Raw genomic sequence first — 17,257 nt, 5'->3', positions numbered from 1 at the left:
TGATGACGGGGGTAGCCCGCAGGTCAGCCGTTTTCACACTGTCGGCGCGCGCGTTCTAGTCCTGTTCGGCGCTGGGTTGATCGTCACCCTCCTGCTCGCGTGCAGGTGCCGGCTCGGCGTGGGCGGTAACGGTGGGCTCTTCGGGGTTCAGGCTTGGGAAGGGAAAGTTCGGGATTTCATGCATCTCGTCGTTCCTCGCAAGTGTGAGTGAAAAGGCTGCGCCAGGCGCGTGTAAGGCTTCGCAAAGCTGAGGCAGGATACACAAGTCTGGGTGACAGTTTCGATTTTTCCCGTTCGCCGGTTGCTATAGCGGGCGGATACCGGACGGATCCGCCCGCCGCTATCACTTGCGGCCTTCGGCACCCTCGGCGACCTTGTCGGTGCGCGCGCACATGATGAAGTCGTTGCGGTGCAGGCCTTTGATCGAATGGCTCCACCAAGTCACCGTCACCTTGCCCCACTCGGTCAGCAGCCCGGGGTGGTGGCCTTCGGCCTCGGCGATTTCGCCGACCGCGTTGGTGAAAGCCAGGGCATGTTTGAAGTTCTTGAACAGGAACACGCGCTCCAGTTCCATATGGCCGTCACGGACTTCGATGTTCCAGTCCGGGATTTCGCGGATCAGTTCGGCCAGTTCCTGCTCGGTGACCTTTGGCGCATCGGCCCGGCAGGCTTCGCAGTGGGCTTGGTTCAAGGCGTTCATAGGGTATTTTCCAGTTCGAGTTGTTATCGGCAGGGCGGCTCAGGCAGCCGCCTTGGGCGGAAACTTCGGGGCGTGCAGGCCCAGCTGCGAAGCTTGCCGCACCATGCCCATGATGTCTTCGTGGGCCAGGTCAAACAGCCGCTTCATGTTCGGCAGCACGAAGTACAGCGGCTGCAGAATGTCGATACGGTAGGGCGTGCGCATGGCTTCGATCGGATCGAAGGCCTGGTGTTCCGGTTCGCCCGACAGGCTATACACGGTTTCCTTGGGTGACGAGAGAATACCGCCGCCGTAGATCTTGCGGCCCTGCGGGGTCTCCATCAGGCCGAATTCGATGGTCATCCAGTACAGCCTGGCCAGGAACACCCGCTGCTCCTTGCTCGCGGCCAACCCCAGCTTGCCATAGGTGTGGGTGAACTCGGCGAACCAGGGATTGGTGAGCAACGGGCAGTGGCCGAAAATTTCGTGGAAGATGTCGGGTTCTTGCAGGTAATCCAGCTCTTCAGCGGTGCGAATGAACGTGGCCACCGGGAAACGCTTGCTGGCCAGCAGTTCAAAGAAGGTCTGGAAGGGAATCAGTGCAGGTACGCGGGCAACCTGCCAGCCCGTGGTGGTACCGAGCACCTTGTTGATTTCACCCAGCTGCGGAATGCGGTCATGGGGCAGGCCGAGCAGCTCGATGCCGTCCAGGTACTCCTGGCAGGCGCGGCCTTCGATGACCTTCAGTTGGCGGGTGATCAGGGTATTCCACACCGCATGATCTTGCTGCGGGTAATCGATAAACCCCTGCGCATCGGGCTCTCTTGCCACGTACTGCGTGTGCTTCATGGGTGTCTCCTGGTGAACGCTGTTCTTGTTGTGTTCAGGACATGCATCAGGAATAGCGCTTCCGGGCGGCGGTTGCACCGGGTGGTGAGCACGGCATGGGGGTTAATAAGCGTGGGATTCGTAACGATTGTTTTACAAATCACGCTGGCCGTTGGAAAATCCGCTATATACAGACGGTAAATAGCCTGATCTTGGAAAGTTAACTTTACAGATTTTCACAGGCTCGATGATAAACATCGGGTCTTGGAGCGCGCATGCGTATCAAAGTGCATTGTCAGAACCGCATAGGCATCCTGCGGGACATCCTCAACCTGTTGGTGGAATACGGTATCAACGTGCTGCGCGGCGAGGTAGGGGGTGACCACGGCAATGCCATCTACCTGCATTGCCCGAATTTGATCAATCTGCAGTTCCAGGCGTTACGGCCCAAGTTCGAGGCCATTGCCGGGGTGTTCGGGGTCAAGCGGGTGGGGTTGATGCCCAGCGAGCGGCGGCACATGGAGCTCAATGCCTTGCTCGGGGCGTTGGAGTTTCCGGTGCTGTCCGTAGACATGGCGGGTAGCATCGTCGCCGCCAACCGGGCTGCGGCGCAGTTGCTGGGGGTGCGGGTAGACGAGGTGCCCGGCATGCCGCTGGCGCGTTACGTGGAGGACTTCGACCTGCCGCAGTTGGTGCGGGCCAACAAGTCGCGTATCAACGGGCTGCGGGTTCAGGTGAAAGGGGGCGTGTTCCTGGCGGATATCGCACCGCTTCAATCCGAGCACGATGACAGCGAGGCCCTGGCGGGTGCGGTGCTGACACTGCACCGCGCCGATCGTATCGGCGAGCGCATCTACAATGTGCGCAAGCAGGAGTTGCGCGGCTTCGACAGCATCTTCCAGAGTTCGCGGGTGATGGCCGCCGTGGTCCGTGAAGCGCGGCGCATGGCGCCGCTGGATGCGCCATTGCTGATCGAAGGCGAGACGGGTACGGGTAAAGAGCTGCTGGCCCGCGCCTGTCACCTGGCCAGCCCCCGTGGCCAGTCACCGCTGATGGCCCTCAACTGCGCCGGGTTGCCGGAATCCATGGCTGAAACCGAGCTGTTCGGCTATGGCCCCGGGGCATTCGAGGGCGCCCGTGCGGAGGGCAAGCTGGGGCTGCTGGAACTGACCGCTGGCGGTACGTTGTTCCTCGATGGGGTAGGGGAGATGAGCCCGCGGCTGCAGGTGAAGCTGCTGCGCTTTTTGCAGGACGGCTGCTTCCGAAGGGTGGGTAGCGACGAAGAGGTGTACTTGGATGTGCGGGTGATCTGCGCCACCCAGGTTGACCTGTCCGAACTCTGTGCGCGGGGTGAATTCCGCCAGGACCTGTACCACCGCCTCAATGTGCTGTCCTTGCATATTCCGCCCCTGCGTGAATGCATGGATGGCCTGGACGGGCTGGTGGAGCATTTTCTCGACCAGGCCAGCCGGCAGATTGGTTGCGCCCTGCCACGGTTGGCCGCCGCTGCACGGGAAAAACTGGCCGCCTATAACTGGCCGGGTAATGTACGGCAACTGGAAAACGTAGTGTTCCAGGCGGTTTCTTTATCGGAAGGAGGCGTGGTGAAAAGTGAGCATGTGCGCCTGCCTGATTATGGCGTCCGTCAACCGTTGGGGGATTTTTCGCTGGAGGGTGATCTTTCCGCGATTGTGGGGCGTTTTGAAAAGGCCGTGCTGGAAAGTTTGATGGGGGAGTTCAAGAGCAGTCGCGCATTGGGCAAACGGCTAGGCGTATCGCACACTACGATTGCCAACAAGTTGCGGGATTATCAACTCGGCAAGTCGCTGGACTAAACTTATTAATGATGACGCGTTAGGCAGTTATATAGGCTCCCTTTGGCGGCGGGTATCACCGCGAAGGGGCCCCACAGGGCCCCGTTCACACGGTATCACCCATTCGAGCAACCACCGCCCATGACGCGGTATTCAAGGATGTGTCGCTGGCCCTGCGAGTCTTCGTAGGTCATGCGCGCCGGTACCACTTCGCAGACATTGGGTACTTCGCTCAGGGAAATGACGTGGGCGATGTCCAGGTGCTGCGAGTAGCTGTACTGTTCGACCGGAATCTGCTCGGCAACCTTGACGTCGTCGGCCATTGCCGCACCGCACAAGCTGCCAAGTACCAATACCAGTAACGCTTTCATTTTTCGTTTACCTATATAAGGCCGTGAGGGGGTGCACGCGGCACACTGGGCGCCGCGACTGCAGTTGTTGCAATCAGTTACTTTAATAAGAAGATTAACGGTTGCCTGTGTGGGGGCGGGTGTCAGTCGTTAATCCATGTGCCGTTGTTGGCGAGGTGAATTCTAGGGCGGCGGTTCAACTTGAAACAGTGGCGCTTTTGATAAAGTGTTTTGGCAGAATTGGTAACAATCTTGTGGTCCGCCTGGGGCGTGCAATGCCGAGCGGTGAAGGCATGGCCTGCGCAGTTTCCAGCGACCTGCCGGGGAAATTACTACCAACGTCGAATGGCGTTTATCGCTCTGGTACAGTTACAACGGTCCCATACAAAAACAACTATTACACCGAGGTAAATAAGATGAGTGCGGCTCCACTGTATCCCGTTCGTCCCGAGATCGCGGCCACCACCCTGACCGACGAGGCCACCTACAAGGCCATGTACCAGCAATCGGTGATCAACCCGGACGGCTTCTGGCGTGAGCAGGCCCAGCGTCTGGACTGGATCAAGCCGTTCACCAAGGTCAAGCAGACCTCGTTCGACGACCACCATGTGGACATCAAGTGGTTCGCCGACGGCACTCTGAACGTTTCCTCCAACTGCCTCGACCGCCACCTCGAAGAGCGCGGTGACCAGCTGGCCATCATCTGGGAGGGCGACGACCCTTCCGAGCACCGCAACATCACCTACCGCGAGCTGCACGAGCAAGTCTGCAAGTTCGCCAACGCCCTGCGCGGGCAGGATGTGCACCGCGGTGATGTGGTCACCATCTACATGCCGATGATCCCCGAGGCCGTGGTGGCCATGCTGGCTTGTGCCCGCATCGGCGCGATCCACTCGGTGGTATTCGGTGGTTTCTCCCCTGAGGCCCTGGCCGGGCGCATCATCGATTGCAAGTCTAAGGTGGTAATCACTGCCGACGAGGGTGTGCGCGGTGGCCGCCGCACGCCGCTCAAGGGCAACGTCGACCTGGCGTTGACCAACCCGGAAACCAGCAGCGTGCAGAAGATCATCGTGTGCAAGCGCACCGGTGGCGACATCGCCTGGCACCAGCATCGCGACATCTGGTACGAAGACCTGATGAAAGTGGCCTCCAGCCACTGCGCACCGAAAGAAATGGGCGCCGAAGAAGCGCTGTTCATCCTCTACACATCCGGCTCCACCGGCAAACCCAAGGGCGTACTGCATACCACCGGTGGTTACCTGGTGTACGCAGCGCTCACCCATGAGCGCGTGTTCGACTACCGCCCGGGCGAGGTGTACTGGTGCACAGCCGACGTGGGTTGGGTGACTGGCCACAGCTACATCGTCTACGGCCCGCTGGCCAACGGGGCGACCACGCTGCTGTTCGAAGGCGTGCCGAACTACCCGGACATCACCCGCGTGTCGAAAATCGTCGACAAGCACAAGGTCAACATCCTGTACACCGCACCCACTGCCATCCGCGCGATGATGGCCGAGGGGCAGGCGGCGGTAGACGGCGCCGACGGCTCCAGCCTGCGCCTGCTGGGTTCGGTGGGTGAGCCGATCAACCCTGAAGCCTGGAACTGGTACTACAAGACCGTTGGCAAGGAGCGCTGCCCGATCGTCGACACCTGGTGGCAGACCGAAACCGGGGGCATCCTGATCAGCCCGCTGCCAGGTGCCACGGCCCTCAAGCCAGGCTCGGCCACCCGGCCATTCTTTGGTGTGGTGCCGGCCCTGGTGGACAACCTGGGCAACCTGATCGAGGGGGCCGCCGAGGGCAACCTGGTCATTCTCGACTCCTGGCCGGGCCAGTCGCGGTCGCTGTATGGTGACCACGACCGCTTCGTCGATACCTACTTCAAGACCTTCCGCGGCATGTACTTCACCGGCGACGGCGCGCGCCGCGACGAGGACGGCTACTTCTGGATCACCGGCCGTGTGGATGACGTGCTCAACGTGTCCGGCCACCGCATGGGCACCGCCGAGATCGAGAGCGCCATGGTGGCCCATGCCAAAGTGGCTGAAGCCGCCGTGGTGGGTGTGCCGCACGACATCAAGGGCCAGGGCATCTATGTCTACGTCACCCTCAATGCCGGCATTGAGCCTACCGAGCAATTGCGCCTGGAGCTGAAGAACTGGGTGCGCAAGGAAATTGGCCCGATCGCTTCGCCAGACGTCATTCAGTGGGCCCCGGGCCTGCCAAAAACCCGGTCGGGCAAGATCATGCGCCGCATCCTGCGCAAGATCGCCACCGGGGAGTACGATGCGTTGGGTGATATCTCTACCCTGGCAGACCCTGGGGTGGTGCAGCACCTGATCGACACACACAAGGCGATGAACCTGGCGACTGCCTGAGCGGGCCATCGCCGAAAAGCCGGCGGTTAGTGGCCCCCTGCAAACCCCGCCCGAGCATTCGGCGGGGTTTTTGCTTTATTGTTACCCGACATTCATCGGTAACCCGATCTGTCACCGCCGCGCACCACCCCGGGGCGCCAGGAAACACTCCGTGCCCATTCCAGGGCGTTTTCAAGGCGTTGGGCAGCTGGCGAAACGCCGGACTTGCCGTACTACAAGGCTTTGCCAATAATAGGCCCAGGAATTGCTAGACTCGTAGGTTCTATATTCTTGCGCTTTTGCATATTTTGCATAGGCTGTCAACATCGCCCGCAGTGGTTTCAAGCGCTTCTGTAAGTAGTTGTCGCTTTGAAGAAATATCGACTACCGGGCTGTCGTTAAAATGCCACTCACTCGCTCGTGGTCTGCGACCTTGGTCGAACCCTGCGCGGCTCGCGTTGTACCCATTCGCATATCGGGCAGCCGTTACCTGCCTTGTATTGCCCCGTACCGATGGAGTTACCTGATGAAGAAGCTCGCACTGCTTGGCGCCCTGGCGCTGTCTGTGTTTTCCCTGGTGTCGCAGGCCGATGAAAAACCGCTGAAAATCGGCATCGAAGCCGCTTACCCTCCGTTCGCCTTCAAACAGCCCGACGGCAGCATCGCCGGTTTCGACTACGACATCGGCAATGCGCTGTGCGCAGAAATGAAGGCCAAGTGCACGTGGGTCGAGCAGGAATTCGACGGCCTGATCCCCGCCCTGAAGGTGCGCAAGATCGACGCCATCCTGTCGTCCATGTCGATCACCGACGACCGCAAGAAGTCGGTTGACTTCACCAACCGTTACTACCTCACACCCGCGCGCCTGGTGATGAAGGAAGGCTCCACCGTCAGCGACAGCCTGGATGAACTCAAGGGCAAGAAGATCGGCGTGCAGCGCGGCTCGATCCACGACCGTTTCGCCAAGGAAGTGCTCGCACCCAAAGGCGCTACCGTTGTGCCTTACGGCACCCAGAACGAAATCTACCTGGATGTGGCGGCAGGCCGCCTGGACGGTACCGTGGCCGATGCCACCCTGCTGGAAGATGGCTTCCTGAAAACCGATGCGGGCAAGGGCTTTGCCTTCGTCGGCCCATCGTTCACCGACGTGAAGTACTTCGGTGACGGCGTCGGCATCGCCGTGCGCAAAGGGGACAAGGAAAACCTCGACCGCATCAACGCGGCCATCGCCGCCATCCGTGCCAACGGCACGTACAAAGAGATCGAGAAGAAGTACTTCAACTTCGACATCTACGGCCCGGAAACCAACTAAGGCTTCGGGCACCCCCTGTGTAATGGTGCAAACAGCAGAGGTTCTGAGGTTTGCACCATTTTTCATTCTCTAGGTCGAGGACCACAACATGTTGAAAGGCTACGGGGCAGTCATCCTCGACGGGGCGTGGCTGACGCTACAGCTCGCCCTGTCGTCGATGGCCCTGGCCATCGTGCTCGGCCTGATCGGCGTGGCGCTGCGCTTGTCGCCCGTGCGCTGGCTGGCCTGGCTGGGCGACCTGTATTCCACGGTGGTGCGCGGCATCCCGGACCTGGTGCTGATCCTGCTGATCTTCTATGGCGGGCAAGACATCATCAACCGCGTTGCGCCGCTGGTTGGCTACGATGACTACATCGACCTGAACCCGCTGCTGGCGGGTATCGGTACCCTGGGCTTCATCTTTGGCGCCTACCTGTCGGAAACCTTCCGTGGTGCGTTTCTGGGTATCCCCAAAGGGCAGGCCGAGGCGGGCGTTGCCTATGGCATGAGCGCCCGTCAGGTGTTCTTCCGTATCCAGGTGCCGCAGATGATCCGGCTGGCGATCCCGGGCTTTACCAACAACTGGCTGGTACTGACCAAGGCCACTGCACTGATCTCGGTGGTGGGCCTGCAGGACATGATGTTCAAGGCCAAGCAGGCAGCCGACGCCACGCGTGAGCCGTTTACCTTTTTCCTGGCGGTGGCCGCGCTGTACCTGGTGCTGACCAGCGTGTCGCTGCTGGCGCTGAAGTATCTGGAGCGCCGCTACTCGGTGGGCGTGAAGGTGGCTGAACTATGATCTTCGACTACAACGTGGTCTGGGACGCTTTGCCGATGTATATCGACGGCCTGCTGACCACGCTCAAGCTGCTGGCCATCTCCCTGTTCTTCGGCTTGCTGGCGGCCATTCCGCTGGGGTTGATGCGGGTGTCCAAGCAACCGGTGGTGAACCTCACCGCCTGGCTCTATACCTACGTGATCCGTGGCACACCGATGCTGGTGCAGCTGTTTCTGATCTACTACGGCCTGGCCCAGTTCGAAGCCGTGCGCCAGAGCGTGTTCTGGCCGTTGCTGTCCAGCGCCACGTTCTGTGCGTGCCTGGCCTTCGCCATCAACACCAGTGCCTACACCGCCGAAATCATCGCTGGCAGCCTGAAGGCCACGCCCCATGGCGAGATCGAAGCGGCCAAGGCCATGGGCATGTCGCGCATGAAGATGTACCGCCGCATCCTGTTGCCGTCCGCCCTGCGCCGTGCACTGCCGCAGTACAGCAACGAAGTGATCATGATGCTGCAGACCACCAGCCTGGCGTCGATCGTTACCCTGATCGACATCACCGGCGCTGCGCGTACGGTCAACGCTCAGTACTACCTGCCCTTCGAGGCCTATATCACGGCGGGCGTGTTCTACCTGTGCCTGACCTTCATCCTGGTGCGCCTGTTCAAGATGGCCGAACGCCGCTGGCTCGGCTACCTGGCGCCGCGCAAGCACTGACCGCTTTGTGAGAATCGACAGCATGTACAAACTCGAAGTCCAAGACCTGCACAAGCGCTACGGCAGCCATGAGGTGCTCAAGGGCGTTTCTCTGGCGGCCAAGGCTGGCGACGTCATCAGCATCATCGGCTCCAGCGGTTCGGGCAAGTCCACGTTCCTGCGCTGCATCAACCTGCTGGAGCAGCCCCACGCGGGCAAGATCCTGCTCAACAACGAAGAGCTGAAGCTGGTGGCAGGCAAGGACGGCGCGCTCAAGGCCGGCGACCCCCGCCAGTTGCAGCGCATGCGTTCACGCCTGGCCATGGTGTTCCAGCATTTCAACCTGTGGTCGCACATGACCGCGCTGGAGAACATCATCGAAGCCCCGGTGCATGTGCTGGGCATGAACCGCAAGGAAGCCCTGGAAAAGGCTGAGCATTACCTGGCCAAGGTGGGGGTGGCCCACCGCAAGGACGCCTTCCCGGGGCACATGTCGGGCGGTGAGCAGCAGCGCGTGGCCATTGCCCGCGCCCTGGCCATGGAGCCGGAAGTGATGCTGTTCGACGAGCCCACCTCGGCCCTGGACCCGGAGCTGGTGGGCGATGTGCTCAAGGTGATGCAGGCGCTGGCCCAGGAAGGCCGCACCATGGTGGTGGTCACCCACGAGATGGGCTTCGCCCGCGAGGTGTCCAACCAGTTGGTGTTCCTGCACAAGGGGCTGGTGGAAGAGACTGGCTGCCCGCGTGACGTGCTGGCCAACCCGCGCTCGGAGCGTCTGAAGCAGTTCCTGTCTGGCAGCCTCAAGTAAAGGCTGCTTTTTTGCACCACAATAGGGCATGCTGCGTTTCACGCGCAGCCTGACCCGGCGCACTGAATCGAACGACCCCAGGTTTCGGACCGCACTCTATGACCACCCAGCGAATCGGTTTTCTCATCTGGCCCAGTACCAGGCCCCTGACCTTGGCGCTGGCAGAGGAAGCCTTGCAGGTGGCGCAGCGGGTGCACCCTGAGGTGATCTACGACCTGCTCTTTCTGCAGGCCGAGCCTGCCCAGGACGGCAGCTGGCGCTTGCCTGGCGAGGCGTGGAACGGGCGCCTCGAAGGCTGCCACAAGCTGTTTGTGCTGGCCGACGAACCGCCTGCCGGTATAGGCGCCGCGCTGTCCACCGCCCTCAAGCAACTGGCCCGCAGTGGGTGCATGGTGGGCGGGTTGTCTGCCGGGGTGTATCCGCTGGCCATGCTGGGCCTGCTGGACGGTTACCGGGCGGCGGTGCATTGGCGTTGGCAGGATGATTTTGCCGAGCGTTTCCCCAAGGTAATTGCCACCAGCCACCTGTTCGACTGGGACCGCGACCGCCTCACGGCCTGCGGCGGCATGGCGATAACCGACCTGCTGCTGGCGGTGCTGGCCCGTGATCACGGGGCAGAGCTGGCGGGGGCTGTGTCGGAGGAGCTGGTGGTCGAGCGCATCCGTGAAGGGGGCGAGCGCCAGCGGATCCCGTTGCAGAACCGGCTGGGGTCCAGCCATCCCAAGCTCACCCAGGCGGTGCTGCTGATGGAGGCCAACATCGAAGAGCCCCTGACCACCGACGAAATCGCCCAGCACGTGTGCGTTTCGCGCCGGCAACTGGAGCGCATCTTCAAGCAGTACCTGAGCCGGGTGCCGAGCCAGTATTACCTGGAACTGCGCCTGAACAAGGCGCGGCAGATGCTGATGCAGACCAGCAAGTCGATCATCCAGATCGGCCTGTCGTGCGGGTTCTCTTCAGGGCCGCATTTTTCCAGCGCCTACCGCAATTTCTTCGGCGCCACGCCGCGGGAAGACCGCAACCAGCGGCGCAGCAGCAGCCCGTTCGAATTGAGTTCGGCGGCGGTCGACAAAGGCTGAGTTCGTCGCAACGTAGTCTTGTAGGCGCCGCACCCCTGCCGGTGAACACCTCACAGCCCCTCTATATGTGAACACCCGTTCACCCAGTCTTCGCTCTGCCGTACACTGCGCGATTGCGACAGTGTTTGTCGCATTGCCGAAAGCCTGGTTAAAACCGGGTGTTGCGCTGTAACAAGTTGTCGCTTGGCCGCAAGGCCGGGCGCAGTCCAATCCTTACAATCCCCCCATCGCTCGCCACTTCCAGGCCAGCGTTCCTCTTCAGGAGACTCAGATGTCCGTTGAGCAAGCCCCGGTGCAACGTGCCGATTTCGATCAGGTAATGGTCCCCAACTATTCCCCGGCGGCGTTCATTCCTGTGCGAGGCGAGGGCTCCCGCGTCTGGGACCAGACCGGTCGCGAGCTGATCGACTTCGCGGGCGGCATCGCGGTCAACGCCCTGGGGCATTGCCACCCGGCGCTGGTCAAGGCCCTGACCGAGCAGGCCAACACCCTCTGGCACGTTTCCAACGTCTTCACCAACGAGCCAGCACTGCGCCTGGCTCACAAACTGGTGGAGGCCACCTTCGCCGACCGTGCGTTCTTCTGCAACTCGGGCGCCGAGTCCAACGAAGCGGCCTTCAAACTGGCCCGCCGCGTAGCCCACGACCGCTTTGGCCCGGAAAAACACGAGATCATCGCCACGGTCAACAGCTTCCACGGCCGTACCCTGTTCACCGTCAGTGTGGGTGGGCAGCCCAAGTATTCCGACGGTTTCGGCCCGAAGATCACCGGTATCAGCCATGTGCCCTACAACGACCTGGAAGCGTTGAAGGCACAGATCTCCGACAAGACCTGCGCGGTGGTGATCGAGCCGATCCAGGGCGAAAGCGGTGTGGTCCCGGCAGACAAGGCCTACCTTGAAGGTGCCCGCGCGCTGTGTGACCAGCACAATGCCTTGCTGATCTTCGACGAAGTGCAGACCGGTGTTGGCCGCACCGGCTCGCTGTATGCCTATCAGCATTACGGCGTCACCCCGGATATTCTCACCAGCGCCAAGAGCCTGGGTGGCGGCTTCCCCATCGGGGCCATGCTCACCACCGCCGAACTGGCCAAGCACCTGGCCGTCGGCACCCACGGCACCACCTACGGCGGCAACCCGCTGGGCTGCGCAGTCGCCTGTGCGGTGCTGGATGTGGTCAATACGCCGCAGACCTTGGCGGGCATCAAGGCCAAGCACGAACGCTTCAAGTCGCGCCTGGAAACAATCGGCAGCACCTACAACCTGTTCAGCCAGGTGCGTGGCGTGGGGCTGCTGCTGGGCTGCGTGCTGACACCCGCCTGGCAGGGCAAGGCCAAGGACGTGCTCAATGCGGCCGAGAAAGAAGGCGTGATGGTGCTGCAGGCCGGCCCAGACGTGGTGCGTTTCGCGCCCAGCCTGGTGGTGGAAGATGCCGACATCGATGCCGGCCTGGACCGCTTCGAACGTGCTGTGGCCACGCTGACCCAGGCTTGACCCGGCCTGCTGTGCCTTCACCGGCCTGGCCCCACTCGGGGCAGGCCGGTGAAACCCGATTTCAGTGCAGGTGCCCAGGCGCCTGCCGTTTTTACGTGCCGCCGTGAACGGCACGTCTTCCAAAGGAGTGACACCATGCTGGTGATGCGCCCTGCGCAAATGGCTGATCTGAACGAAGTGCAGCGCATGGCTGCAGACAGCCCGATTGGTGTCACGTCCTTGCCGGACGATACTGCCCGCCTAGGCGACAAGATCGCCGCCTCTGAAACATCCTTTGCCGCCGAGGTGAGCTTCAACGGCGAGGAAAGTTATTTCTTCGTGCTCGAAGACAGCCAGACCGGCCAGTTGGCCGGTTGCTCGGCCATCGTTGCGTCGGCCGGCTATTCCGAGCCGTTCTACAGTTTTCGCAACGAAACCTTCGTCCACGCCTCGCGCGAGTTGAAGATCCACAACAAGATCCACGTGCTTTCGCTGTGCCATGACCTGACGGGCAACAGCCTGCTGACCAGCTTTTACGTGCTGCCAGAACTGGTGAACAGCGGTTGGGCAGAACTCAACTCTCGCGGCCGCCTGCTGTTCATGGCGGCCCACCCGGAGCGCTTTGCCGATTCGGTGGTCACCGAAATAGTCGGCTTCAGCGACGAGCAGGGCGAGTCGCCGTTCTGGGATGCCATTGGGCGTAACTTCTTCGACCTCAACTACGCCGATGCCGAGCGCCTGTGTGGGCTGAAAAGCCGCACGTTCCTCGCCGAGCTGATGCCGCATTACCCGATCTACGTGCCGCTGTTGCCTGACCAGGCGCAAGAGGCCATGGGCCAGGTGCACCCGAGGGCACAGATCACGTTCGACATCCTCATGCGTGAAGGCTTCGAAACCGAGCACTACATCGACATCTTCGATGGCGGCCCCACCCTGCATGCGCGCACTTCTGGCATCCGTTCCATCGCCCAGAGCCGCGTGGTGCCGGTGAAAGTCGAGCAGGCCGCCGGCAAGGGCGGGCGCCCGTACCTGGTGTGCAATGGCCAGTTGCAGGACTACCGCGCCGTGCTGCTGGACCTGGACTGGGTGCCTGGCAAGCCAGTGAGCCTGAGCCAGGAAGCGGCAGATGCATTAGGGGTGGGCGAGGGTGCCAGCGTGCGCCTGGTCGCCGCTTGAGGCCTGAGGGCGACGTTGCAGGTTTAGACGTGTTTCGCGCCGGCCGATGCCGACGCACAAGGAGATAGCATGATCGTTCGTCCTGTACGCAGCAGCGACTTGCCTGCGTTGATCGAGCTGGCGCGCAGCACCGGCACCACCGGCCTGACTACCCTGCCGGCCAACGAAGAGCGCCTTGGGCATCGCGTGGGCTGGGCGGAAAAGACCTTCCGTGGCGAAGCCGAGCGTGGCGATACCGATTACCTGTTCGTGCTGGAAAACGACGAAGGCCTGGTGGTGGGCATCAGTGCCATCGCCGGCGCCGTGGGCCTGCGCGAACCCTGGTACAACTACCGGGTCGGGTTGACGGTGAGCGCCTCCCAGGAACTGAAGATCTACCGCGAGATTCCCACGCTGTTCCTGGCCAACGACCTGACCGGCAACTCCGAACTGTGCTCGTTGTTCCTGCGCCATGACCACCGCTGCGGCCTGAATGGCCGCCTGCTGTCGCGGGCACGCATGCTGTTCATCGCCGAGTTTCCCGAGCTGTTCGGCAAGAAGATCATTGCCGAAATGCGCGGCATGTCCGACGCCCAGGGCCGCTCGCCGTTCTGGGAGTGCCTGGGCCGGCACTTCTTCAAGATGGAATTCAGCCAGGCCGACTACCTGACGGGCGTGGGCAACAAGTCGTTCATCGCTGAGCTGATGCCCAAGTTCCCGTTGTATACCTGCTTCCTGTCCGAGGCGGCGCGCAGCGTGATCGGCCGGGTGCACGCCGATACCGAGCCGGCCTTGGCGATGCTCAAGCAGGAAGGCTTCAACTACCAGGGCTACGTTGACATCTTCGACGCCGGGCCGGCCATCGAGTGCGACACCGACAGGATCCGTGCGGTGCGTGATAGCCAGACCCTGGTACTGGCAATCGGTACCCCGGGCGACGACGCCACCCCTTACATCATTCACAACCGCAAGCGTGACGATTGCCGCATCACGGCTGCACCCGCGCGCCTGGCTGCCGGTACGCTGGTGGTCGACCCGCTGACCGCCAAGCGCCTGCGCATGGGCGCCGGGGACAACGTACGCGCCGTGCCGCTTTCGGCAGGCCGGGAGGGCCAGCGATGACTACCCACTACATTGCAGGTCGTTGGCACGCCGGCCACGGCGAAGCGTTGCAATCGCTCAACCCGGTGACCCAGGCTGTGGTCTGGCAAGGGCAAGGCGCCGATGTGGGCCAGGTGGAGGCTGCGGTACAAGCGGCCCGGCAGGCCTTTCCGGCCTGGGCTCAGCTTAGCCTGGAGGCGCGCATCAGCGTGCTGGAACAGTTCGCTGCGCAGCTCAAGCTGCATGCCGATGCGCTGGCCTACTGCATTGGTGAAGAAACCGGCAAACCGTTATGGGAATCGGCCACCGAAGTCACCAGCATGATCAACAAGGTGGCCATCTCGGTACAGAGCTACCGGGAGCGCACCGGTGAGAAAAGCGGGCCGCTGGCCGACGCCACCGCTGTGCTGCGGCACAAACCCCACGGGGTGGTCGCCGTGTTCGGGCCTTACAACTTCCCCGGTCACCTGCCCAACGGCCACATCGTGCCAGCCCTGCTGGCCGGCAACTGCGTGGTGTTCAAGCCCAGCGAGCTGACGCCCAAGGTCGCGGAGCTGACGGTCAATTGCTGGGTGGCCGCCGGCCTGCCCGCAGGCGTTCTGAACCTGGTGCAGGGGGGCCGCGAAACCGGTGTGGCGCTGGCTGCCAACACGGGCATCGATGGGCTGTTCTTCACCGGCTCCAGCCGCACCGGCAACCTGCTGCACCAGCAGTTCGCCGGCCGCCCGGACAAGATCCTGGCCCTGGAGATGGGCGGCAACAACCCGCTGGTGGTGGATGAGGTCAAGGATGTGCAGGCGGCGGTGTACACCATCATCCAGTCGGCATTCATTTCCGCCGGCCAGCGCTGCACCTGCGCGCGGCGCCTGCTGGTGCCGCAGGGGGCATGGGGTGACGCGCTGCTGACGCGCCTGGTTGAGGTGTGCAAAACCGTGACCGTGGGGGCTTTCGACCAGCAGCCTGCGCCGTTCATGGGCTCGGTCATCTCGTTGCAGGCCGCCCAGGCACTGCTCAGCGCCCAGGCCGACCTGGTGGCCAAAGGCGCGGTACAGCTACTGGGCATGACCCAGCCGCAGCCAGGCGCAGCGTTGCTGACACCGGGCATTGTCGATGTTACAGCCGTTGCCGAGCGCCCGGATGAGGAGTTCTTCGGCCCGCTGCTGCAGGTGGTTCGCTACGCAGGCCTGGATGCTGCCATCGACGAAGCCAATGCCACCCAGTACGGCCTGGCTGCGGGGCTGCTCTCAGACTCCCGCGCCCGTTACCAGTACTTCTGGCTGCGCAGCCGCGCCGGCATCGTCAATTGGAACAAGCAACTGACCGGAGCTGCCAGCAGCGCGCCGTTCGGCGGCGTGGGTGCCAGTGGCAACCACCGCGCCAGCGCCTACTACGCGGCCGACTATTGCGCGTACCCGGTGGCTTCGCTGGAGGCCGACAGCCTTGCATTGCCGGCGACCCTGACGCCGGGCATCACCCTATAACAACGGTCGGAGCCTAGCCGATGAAATCCTACGAAGTAAATTTTGATGGCCTAGTGGGGCCGACCCACAACTATGGCGGGCTGTCCTACGGCAACGTGGCCTCCCAGAGCAACAGCCAGCAGGGCTCCAACCCCCGCGAGGCGGCGCGCCAGGGCCTGGCGAAAATGAAAGCGCTGGCCGACATGGGTTTCAAGCAGGGTGTGCTGGCCCCTCAGGAGCGCCCTGATGTAGCCGGGCTGCGCCAGCTGGGCTTTACCGGCAGCGACGCTGACATCATCCAGCGTGCTGCGCGTGAGGCCATGCCGCTGCTGGTGGCCAGTTGTTCGGCTTCCAGTATGTGGGTGGCCAACGCCGCCACGGTCAGCCCCAGTGCCGACACCGTCGACGGGCGCGTGCATTTCACGGCCGCCAACCTCAACTGCAAGTACCACCGCAGTATCGAACACCCCACCACTAGCCGGGTACTGGCGGCCATGTTCCAGCACCAGGCCCACTTCGCGCACCACCCCGCGTTGCCGGCCGTTGCTCAGTTCGGCGATGAGGGCGCCGCCAACCACACCCGGTTCTGCCGCGCCTATGGCGAGCCTGGCGTGGAGTTTTTCGTCTACGGGCGTAGTGCCTTCGACAGCCGCTACCCGGCGCCGCAGAAATACCCCGCCCGGCAGACTCTCGAGGCGTCCCAGGCCGTGGCGCGCCTGCATGGGCTGCGCGAGGACGGCGTGGTCTATGCTCAGCAGAACCCGGCGGTGATCGACCAGGGTGTGTTCCACAACGACGTGATTGCGGTGGGCAACGGCGAGGTGCTGTTCCACCACGAGGACGCCTTCCTGGACAGCGAGGCAGTGCTCGACCAGTTGCGCGGCAAGCTGGCCGGCAAGGGCGGTACCTTGCAGGCCATTGGCGTGCCACGGGCGGCAGTGACGGTAGAGGATGCAGTGCGTTCCTACCTGTTCAACAGCCAACTGCTCAGCCGCGCCGACGGCTCGATGCTGCTGGTGGTACCCGAAGAATGCCGCAACAACGAGCGGGTCTGGGCTTACCTGGAGCAACTGACCACCCAGGGTACGCCCGTGCAGGAGGTGCAGGTGTTCGACCTTAAGCAGAGCATGCGCAACGGCGGTGGGCCTGCCTGCCTGCGCCTGCGTGTAGCCCTGACTGAAACGGAACTGGCGGCGGTGAACCAAGGCGTTATCATGACCGCCCCGCTGTACGACACGCTGCTGCAGTGGGTTGACCGCCACTACCGCGACCGCTTGGTCGATTCGGACCTGGCCGACCCGCAGTTGCTGGTGGAGTGCCGAACCGCACTGGATGAATTGACCCAGATACTCAAGTTGGGCTCGGTATACCCGTTCCAACGCCAACCTTGA

At 62.6% G+C, this 17,257-nt stretch carries 16 protein-coding genes; 12 read left to right on the top strand and 4 right to left on the bottom strand.

All coding sequences use genetic code 11. The annotated features are described in order from the left end of the window. Window positions 1-55: 55 nt before the first annotated feature. From IAE38_RS24080 to phhA, 3 genes are all read right to left on the bottom strand, one after another. On the bottom strand, window positions 56-184 hold the full coding sequence (locus tag IAE38_RS24080; protein ID WP_268933268.1) for a hypothetical protein: 129 nt from the start codon (window positions 182-184) through the stop codon (window positions 56-58). A gap of 159 nt (window positions 185-343) precedes the next feature. Further along, window positions 344-700, bottom strand: a complete 357-nt coding sequence (locus tag IAE38_RS09225) for a 4a-hydroxytetrahydrobiopterin dehydratase (protein WP_028635495.1) — start codon at window positions 698-700, stop codon at window positions 344-346. 39 nt (window positions 701-739) lie between these two features. Then, entirely contained in the window at window positions 740-1,528 is a 789-nt protein-coding gene (gene phhA, locus IAE38_RS09220; protein WP_201164585.1) for a phenylalanine 4-monooxygenase, read from the bottom strand. Window positions 1,529-1,782: 254 nt separating this feature from the next. Between phhA and IAE38_RS09215 the strand changes: the two genes are divergently transcribed. Next, window positions 1,783-3,342 (top strand): sigma-54-dependent transcriptional regulator, encoded by a 1,560-nt coding sequence (locus tag IAE38_RS09215; protein ID WP_201217211.1) that lies wholly within the window; start codon window positions 1,783-1,785, stop codon window positions 3,340-3,342. Between the two features lie 95 nt (window positions 3,343-3,437). Here the strand turns inward: IAE38_RS09215 and IAE38_RS09210 are convergent, their stop codons facing one another. After that, window positions 3,438-3,692, bottom strand: a complete 255-nt coding sequence (locus IAE38_RS09210; RefSeq protein WP_028635498.1) for a DUF2790 domain-containing protein — start codon at window positions 3,690-3,692, stop codon at window positions 3,438-3,440. A gap of 395 nt (window positions 3,693-4,087) precedes the next feature. Between IAE38_RS09210 and acs the strand changes: the two genes are divergently transcribed. The 11 genes from acs (at window position 4,088) to astB (ending at window position 17,257) form a co-directional block, all read left to right on the top strand. Continuing rightward, window positions 4,088-6,049: an acetate--CoA ligase gene (gene acs / locus IAE38_RS09205; protein WP_028635499.1), complete on the top strand. Its 1,962-nt coding sequence runs from the start codon at window positions 4,088-4,090 to the stop codon at window positions 6,047-6,049. Between the two features lie 505 nt (window positions 6,050-6,554). Then, complete coding sequence (locus IAE38_RS09200; RefSeq protein ID WP_201217208.1) at window positions 6,555-7,340, top strand: ABC transporter substrate-binding protein; 786 nt, start codon at window positions 6,555-6,557, stop codon at window positions 7,338-7,340. Window positions 7,341-7,428: 88 nt separating this feature from the next. Then, complete coding sequence (locus IAE38_RS09195; RefSeq protein ID WP_028635501.1) at window positions 7,429-8,118, top strand: ABC transporter permease; 690 nt, start codon at window positions 7,429-7,431, stop codon at window positions 8,116-8,118. Next, window positions 8,115-8,813: an ABC transporter permease gene (locus tag IAE38_RS09190; protein ID WP_028635502.1), complete on the top strand. Its 699-nt coding sequence runs from the start codon at window positions 8,115-8,117 to the stop codon at window positions 8,811-8,813. Before IAE38_RS09195 ends, IAE38_RS09190 begins: the two co-directional genes overlap by 4 nt. Window positions 8,814-8,835: 22 nt before the next feature. Then, window positions 8,836-9,600, top strand: a complete 765-nt coding sequence (locus IAE38_RS09185) for an ABC transporter ATP-binding protein (protein WP_028635503.1) — start codon at window positions 8,836-8,838, stop codon at window positions 9,598-9,600. A 98-nt stretch (window positions 9,601-9,698) separates the two neighbouring features. Next, entirely contained in the window at window positions 9,699-10,679 is a 981-nt protein-coding gene (gene argR, locus IAE38_RS09180; protein ID WP_201217205.1) for a transcriptional regulator ArgR, read from the top strand. Between the two features lie 271 nt (window positions 10,680-10,950). After that, on the top strand, window positions 10,951-12,171 hold the full coding sequence (locus IAE38_RS09175) for an aspartate aminotransferase family protein (protein WP_028635505.1): 1,221 nt from the start codon (window positions 10,951-10,953) through the stop codon (window positions 12,169-12,171). 135 nt (window positions 12,172-12,306) lie between these two features. Next, window positions 12,307-13,326 (top strand): arginine/ornithine succinyltransferase subunit alpha, encoded by a 1,020-nt coding sequence (gene aruF / locus IAE38_RS09170; RefSeq protein WP_028635506.1) that lies wholly within the window; start codon window positions 12,307-12,309, stop codon window positions 13,324-13,326. Window positions 13,327-13,395: 69 nt separating this feature from the next. After that, a complete protein-coding gene (astA, locus tag IAE38_RS09165) occupies window positions 13,396-14,427 on the top strand; it encodes an arginine N-succinyltransferase (RefSeq protein WP_201164591.1) in 1,032 nt (343 codons plus the stop codon). Then, entirely contained in the window at window positions 14,424-15,887 is a 1,464-nt protein-coding gene (gene astD / locus IAE38_RS09160; RefSeq protein WP_201217203.1) for a succinylglutamate-semialdehyde dehydrogenase, read from the top strand. The genes astA and astD overlap by 4 nt, the downstream gene beginning before the upstream one ends. Before the next feature lie 20 nt (window positions 15,888-15,907). After that, window positions 15,908-17,257, top strand: coding sequence for an N-succinylarginine dihydrolase (gene astB, locus IAE38_RS09155; protein WP_201217200.1), 1,350 nt, complete (start codon window positions 15,908-15,910; stop codon window positions 17,255-17,257).

It is taken from the genome of Pseudomonas sp. S32 (assembly GCF_016648095.1).
In the GTDB taxonomy this organism is placed as follows: domain Bacteria; phylum Pseudomonadota; class Gammaproteobacteria; order Pseudomonadales; family Pseudomonadaceae; genus Aquipseudomonas; species Aquipseudomonas parafulva.
The sequence above is the reverse complement of the archived record's forward strand: the minus strand, read 5'-3'. Positions and strand labels throughout refer to the sequence as shown.

Coding starts and splice junctions, on each gene's coding strand:
- IAE38_RS09210 (WP_028635498.1), bottom strand. CDS start 3,692: ATGAAAGCGTTACTGGTATTGGTACTTGGCAGCTTGTGCGGTGCGGCA.
- astD (WP_201217203.1), top strand. CDS start 14,424: ATGACTACCCACTACATTGCAGGTCGTTGGCACGCCGGCCACGGCGAA.
- argR (WP_201217205.1), top strand. CDS start 9,699: ATGACCACCCAGCGAATCGGTTTTCTCATCTGGCCCAGTACCAGGCCC.
- IAE38_RS09190 (WP_028635502.1), top strand. CDS start 8,115: ATGATCTTCGACTACAACGTGGTCTGGGACGCTTTGCCGATGTATATC.
- astB (WP_201217200.1), top strand. CDS start 15,908: ATGAAATCCTACGAAGTAAATTTTGATGGCCTAGTGGGGCCGACCCAC.
- IAE38_RS09215 (WP_201217211.1), top strand. CDS start 1,783: ATGCGTATCAAAGTGCATTGTCAGAACCGCATAGGCATCCTGCGGGAC.
- IAE38_RS24080 (WP_268933268.1), bottom strand. CDS start 184: ATGCATGAAATCCCGAACTTTCCCTTCCCAAGCCTGAACCCCGAAGAG.
- IAE38_RS09185 (WP_028635503.1), top strand. CDS start 8,836: ATGTACAAACTCGAAGTCCAAGACCTGCACAAGCGCTACGGCAGCCAT.
- IAE38_RS09195 (WP_028635501.1), top strand. CDS start 7,429: ATGTTGAAAGGCTACGGGGCAGTCATCCTCGACGGGGCGTGGCTGACG.
- IAE38_RS09175 (WP_028635505.1), top strand. CDS start 10,951: ATGTCCGTTGAGCAAGCCCCGGTGCAACGTGCCGATTTCGATCAGGTA.
- acs (WP_028635499.1), top strand. CDS start 4,088: ATGAGTGCGGCTCCACTGTATCCCGTTCGTCCCGAGATCGCGGCCACC.
- phhA (WP_201164585.1), bottom strand. CDS start 1,528: ATGAAGCACACGCAGTACGTGGCAAGAGAGCCCGATGCGCAGGGGTTT.
- astA (WP_201164591.1), top strand. CDS start 13,396: ATGATCGTTCGTCCTGTACGCAGCAGCGACTTGCCTGCGTTGATCGAG.
- IAE38_RS09225 (WP_028635495.1), bottom strand. CDS start 700: ATGAACGCCTTGAACCAAGCCCACTGCGAAGCCTGCCGGGCCGATGCG.
- IAE38_RS09200 (WP_201217208.1), top strand. CDS start 6,555: ATGAAGAAGCTCGCACTGCTTGGCGCCCTGGCGCTGTCTGTGTTTTCC.
- aruF (WP_028635506.1), top strand. CDS start 12,307: ATGCTGGTGATGCGCCCTGCGCAAATGGCTGATCTGAACGAAGTGCAG.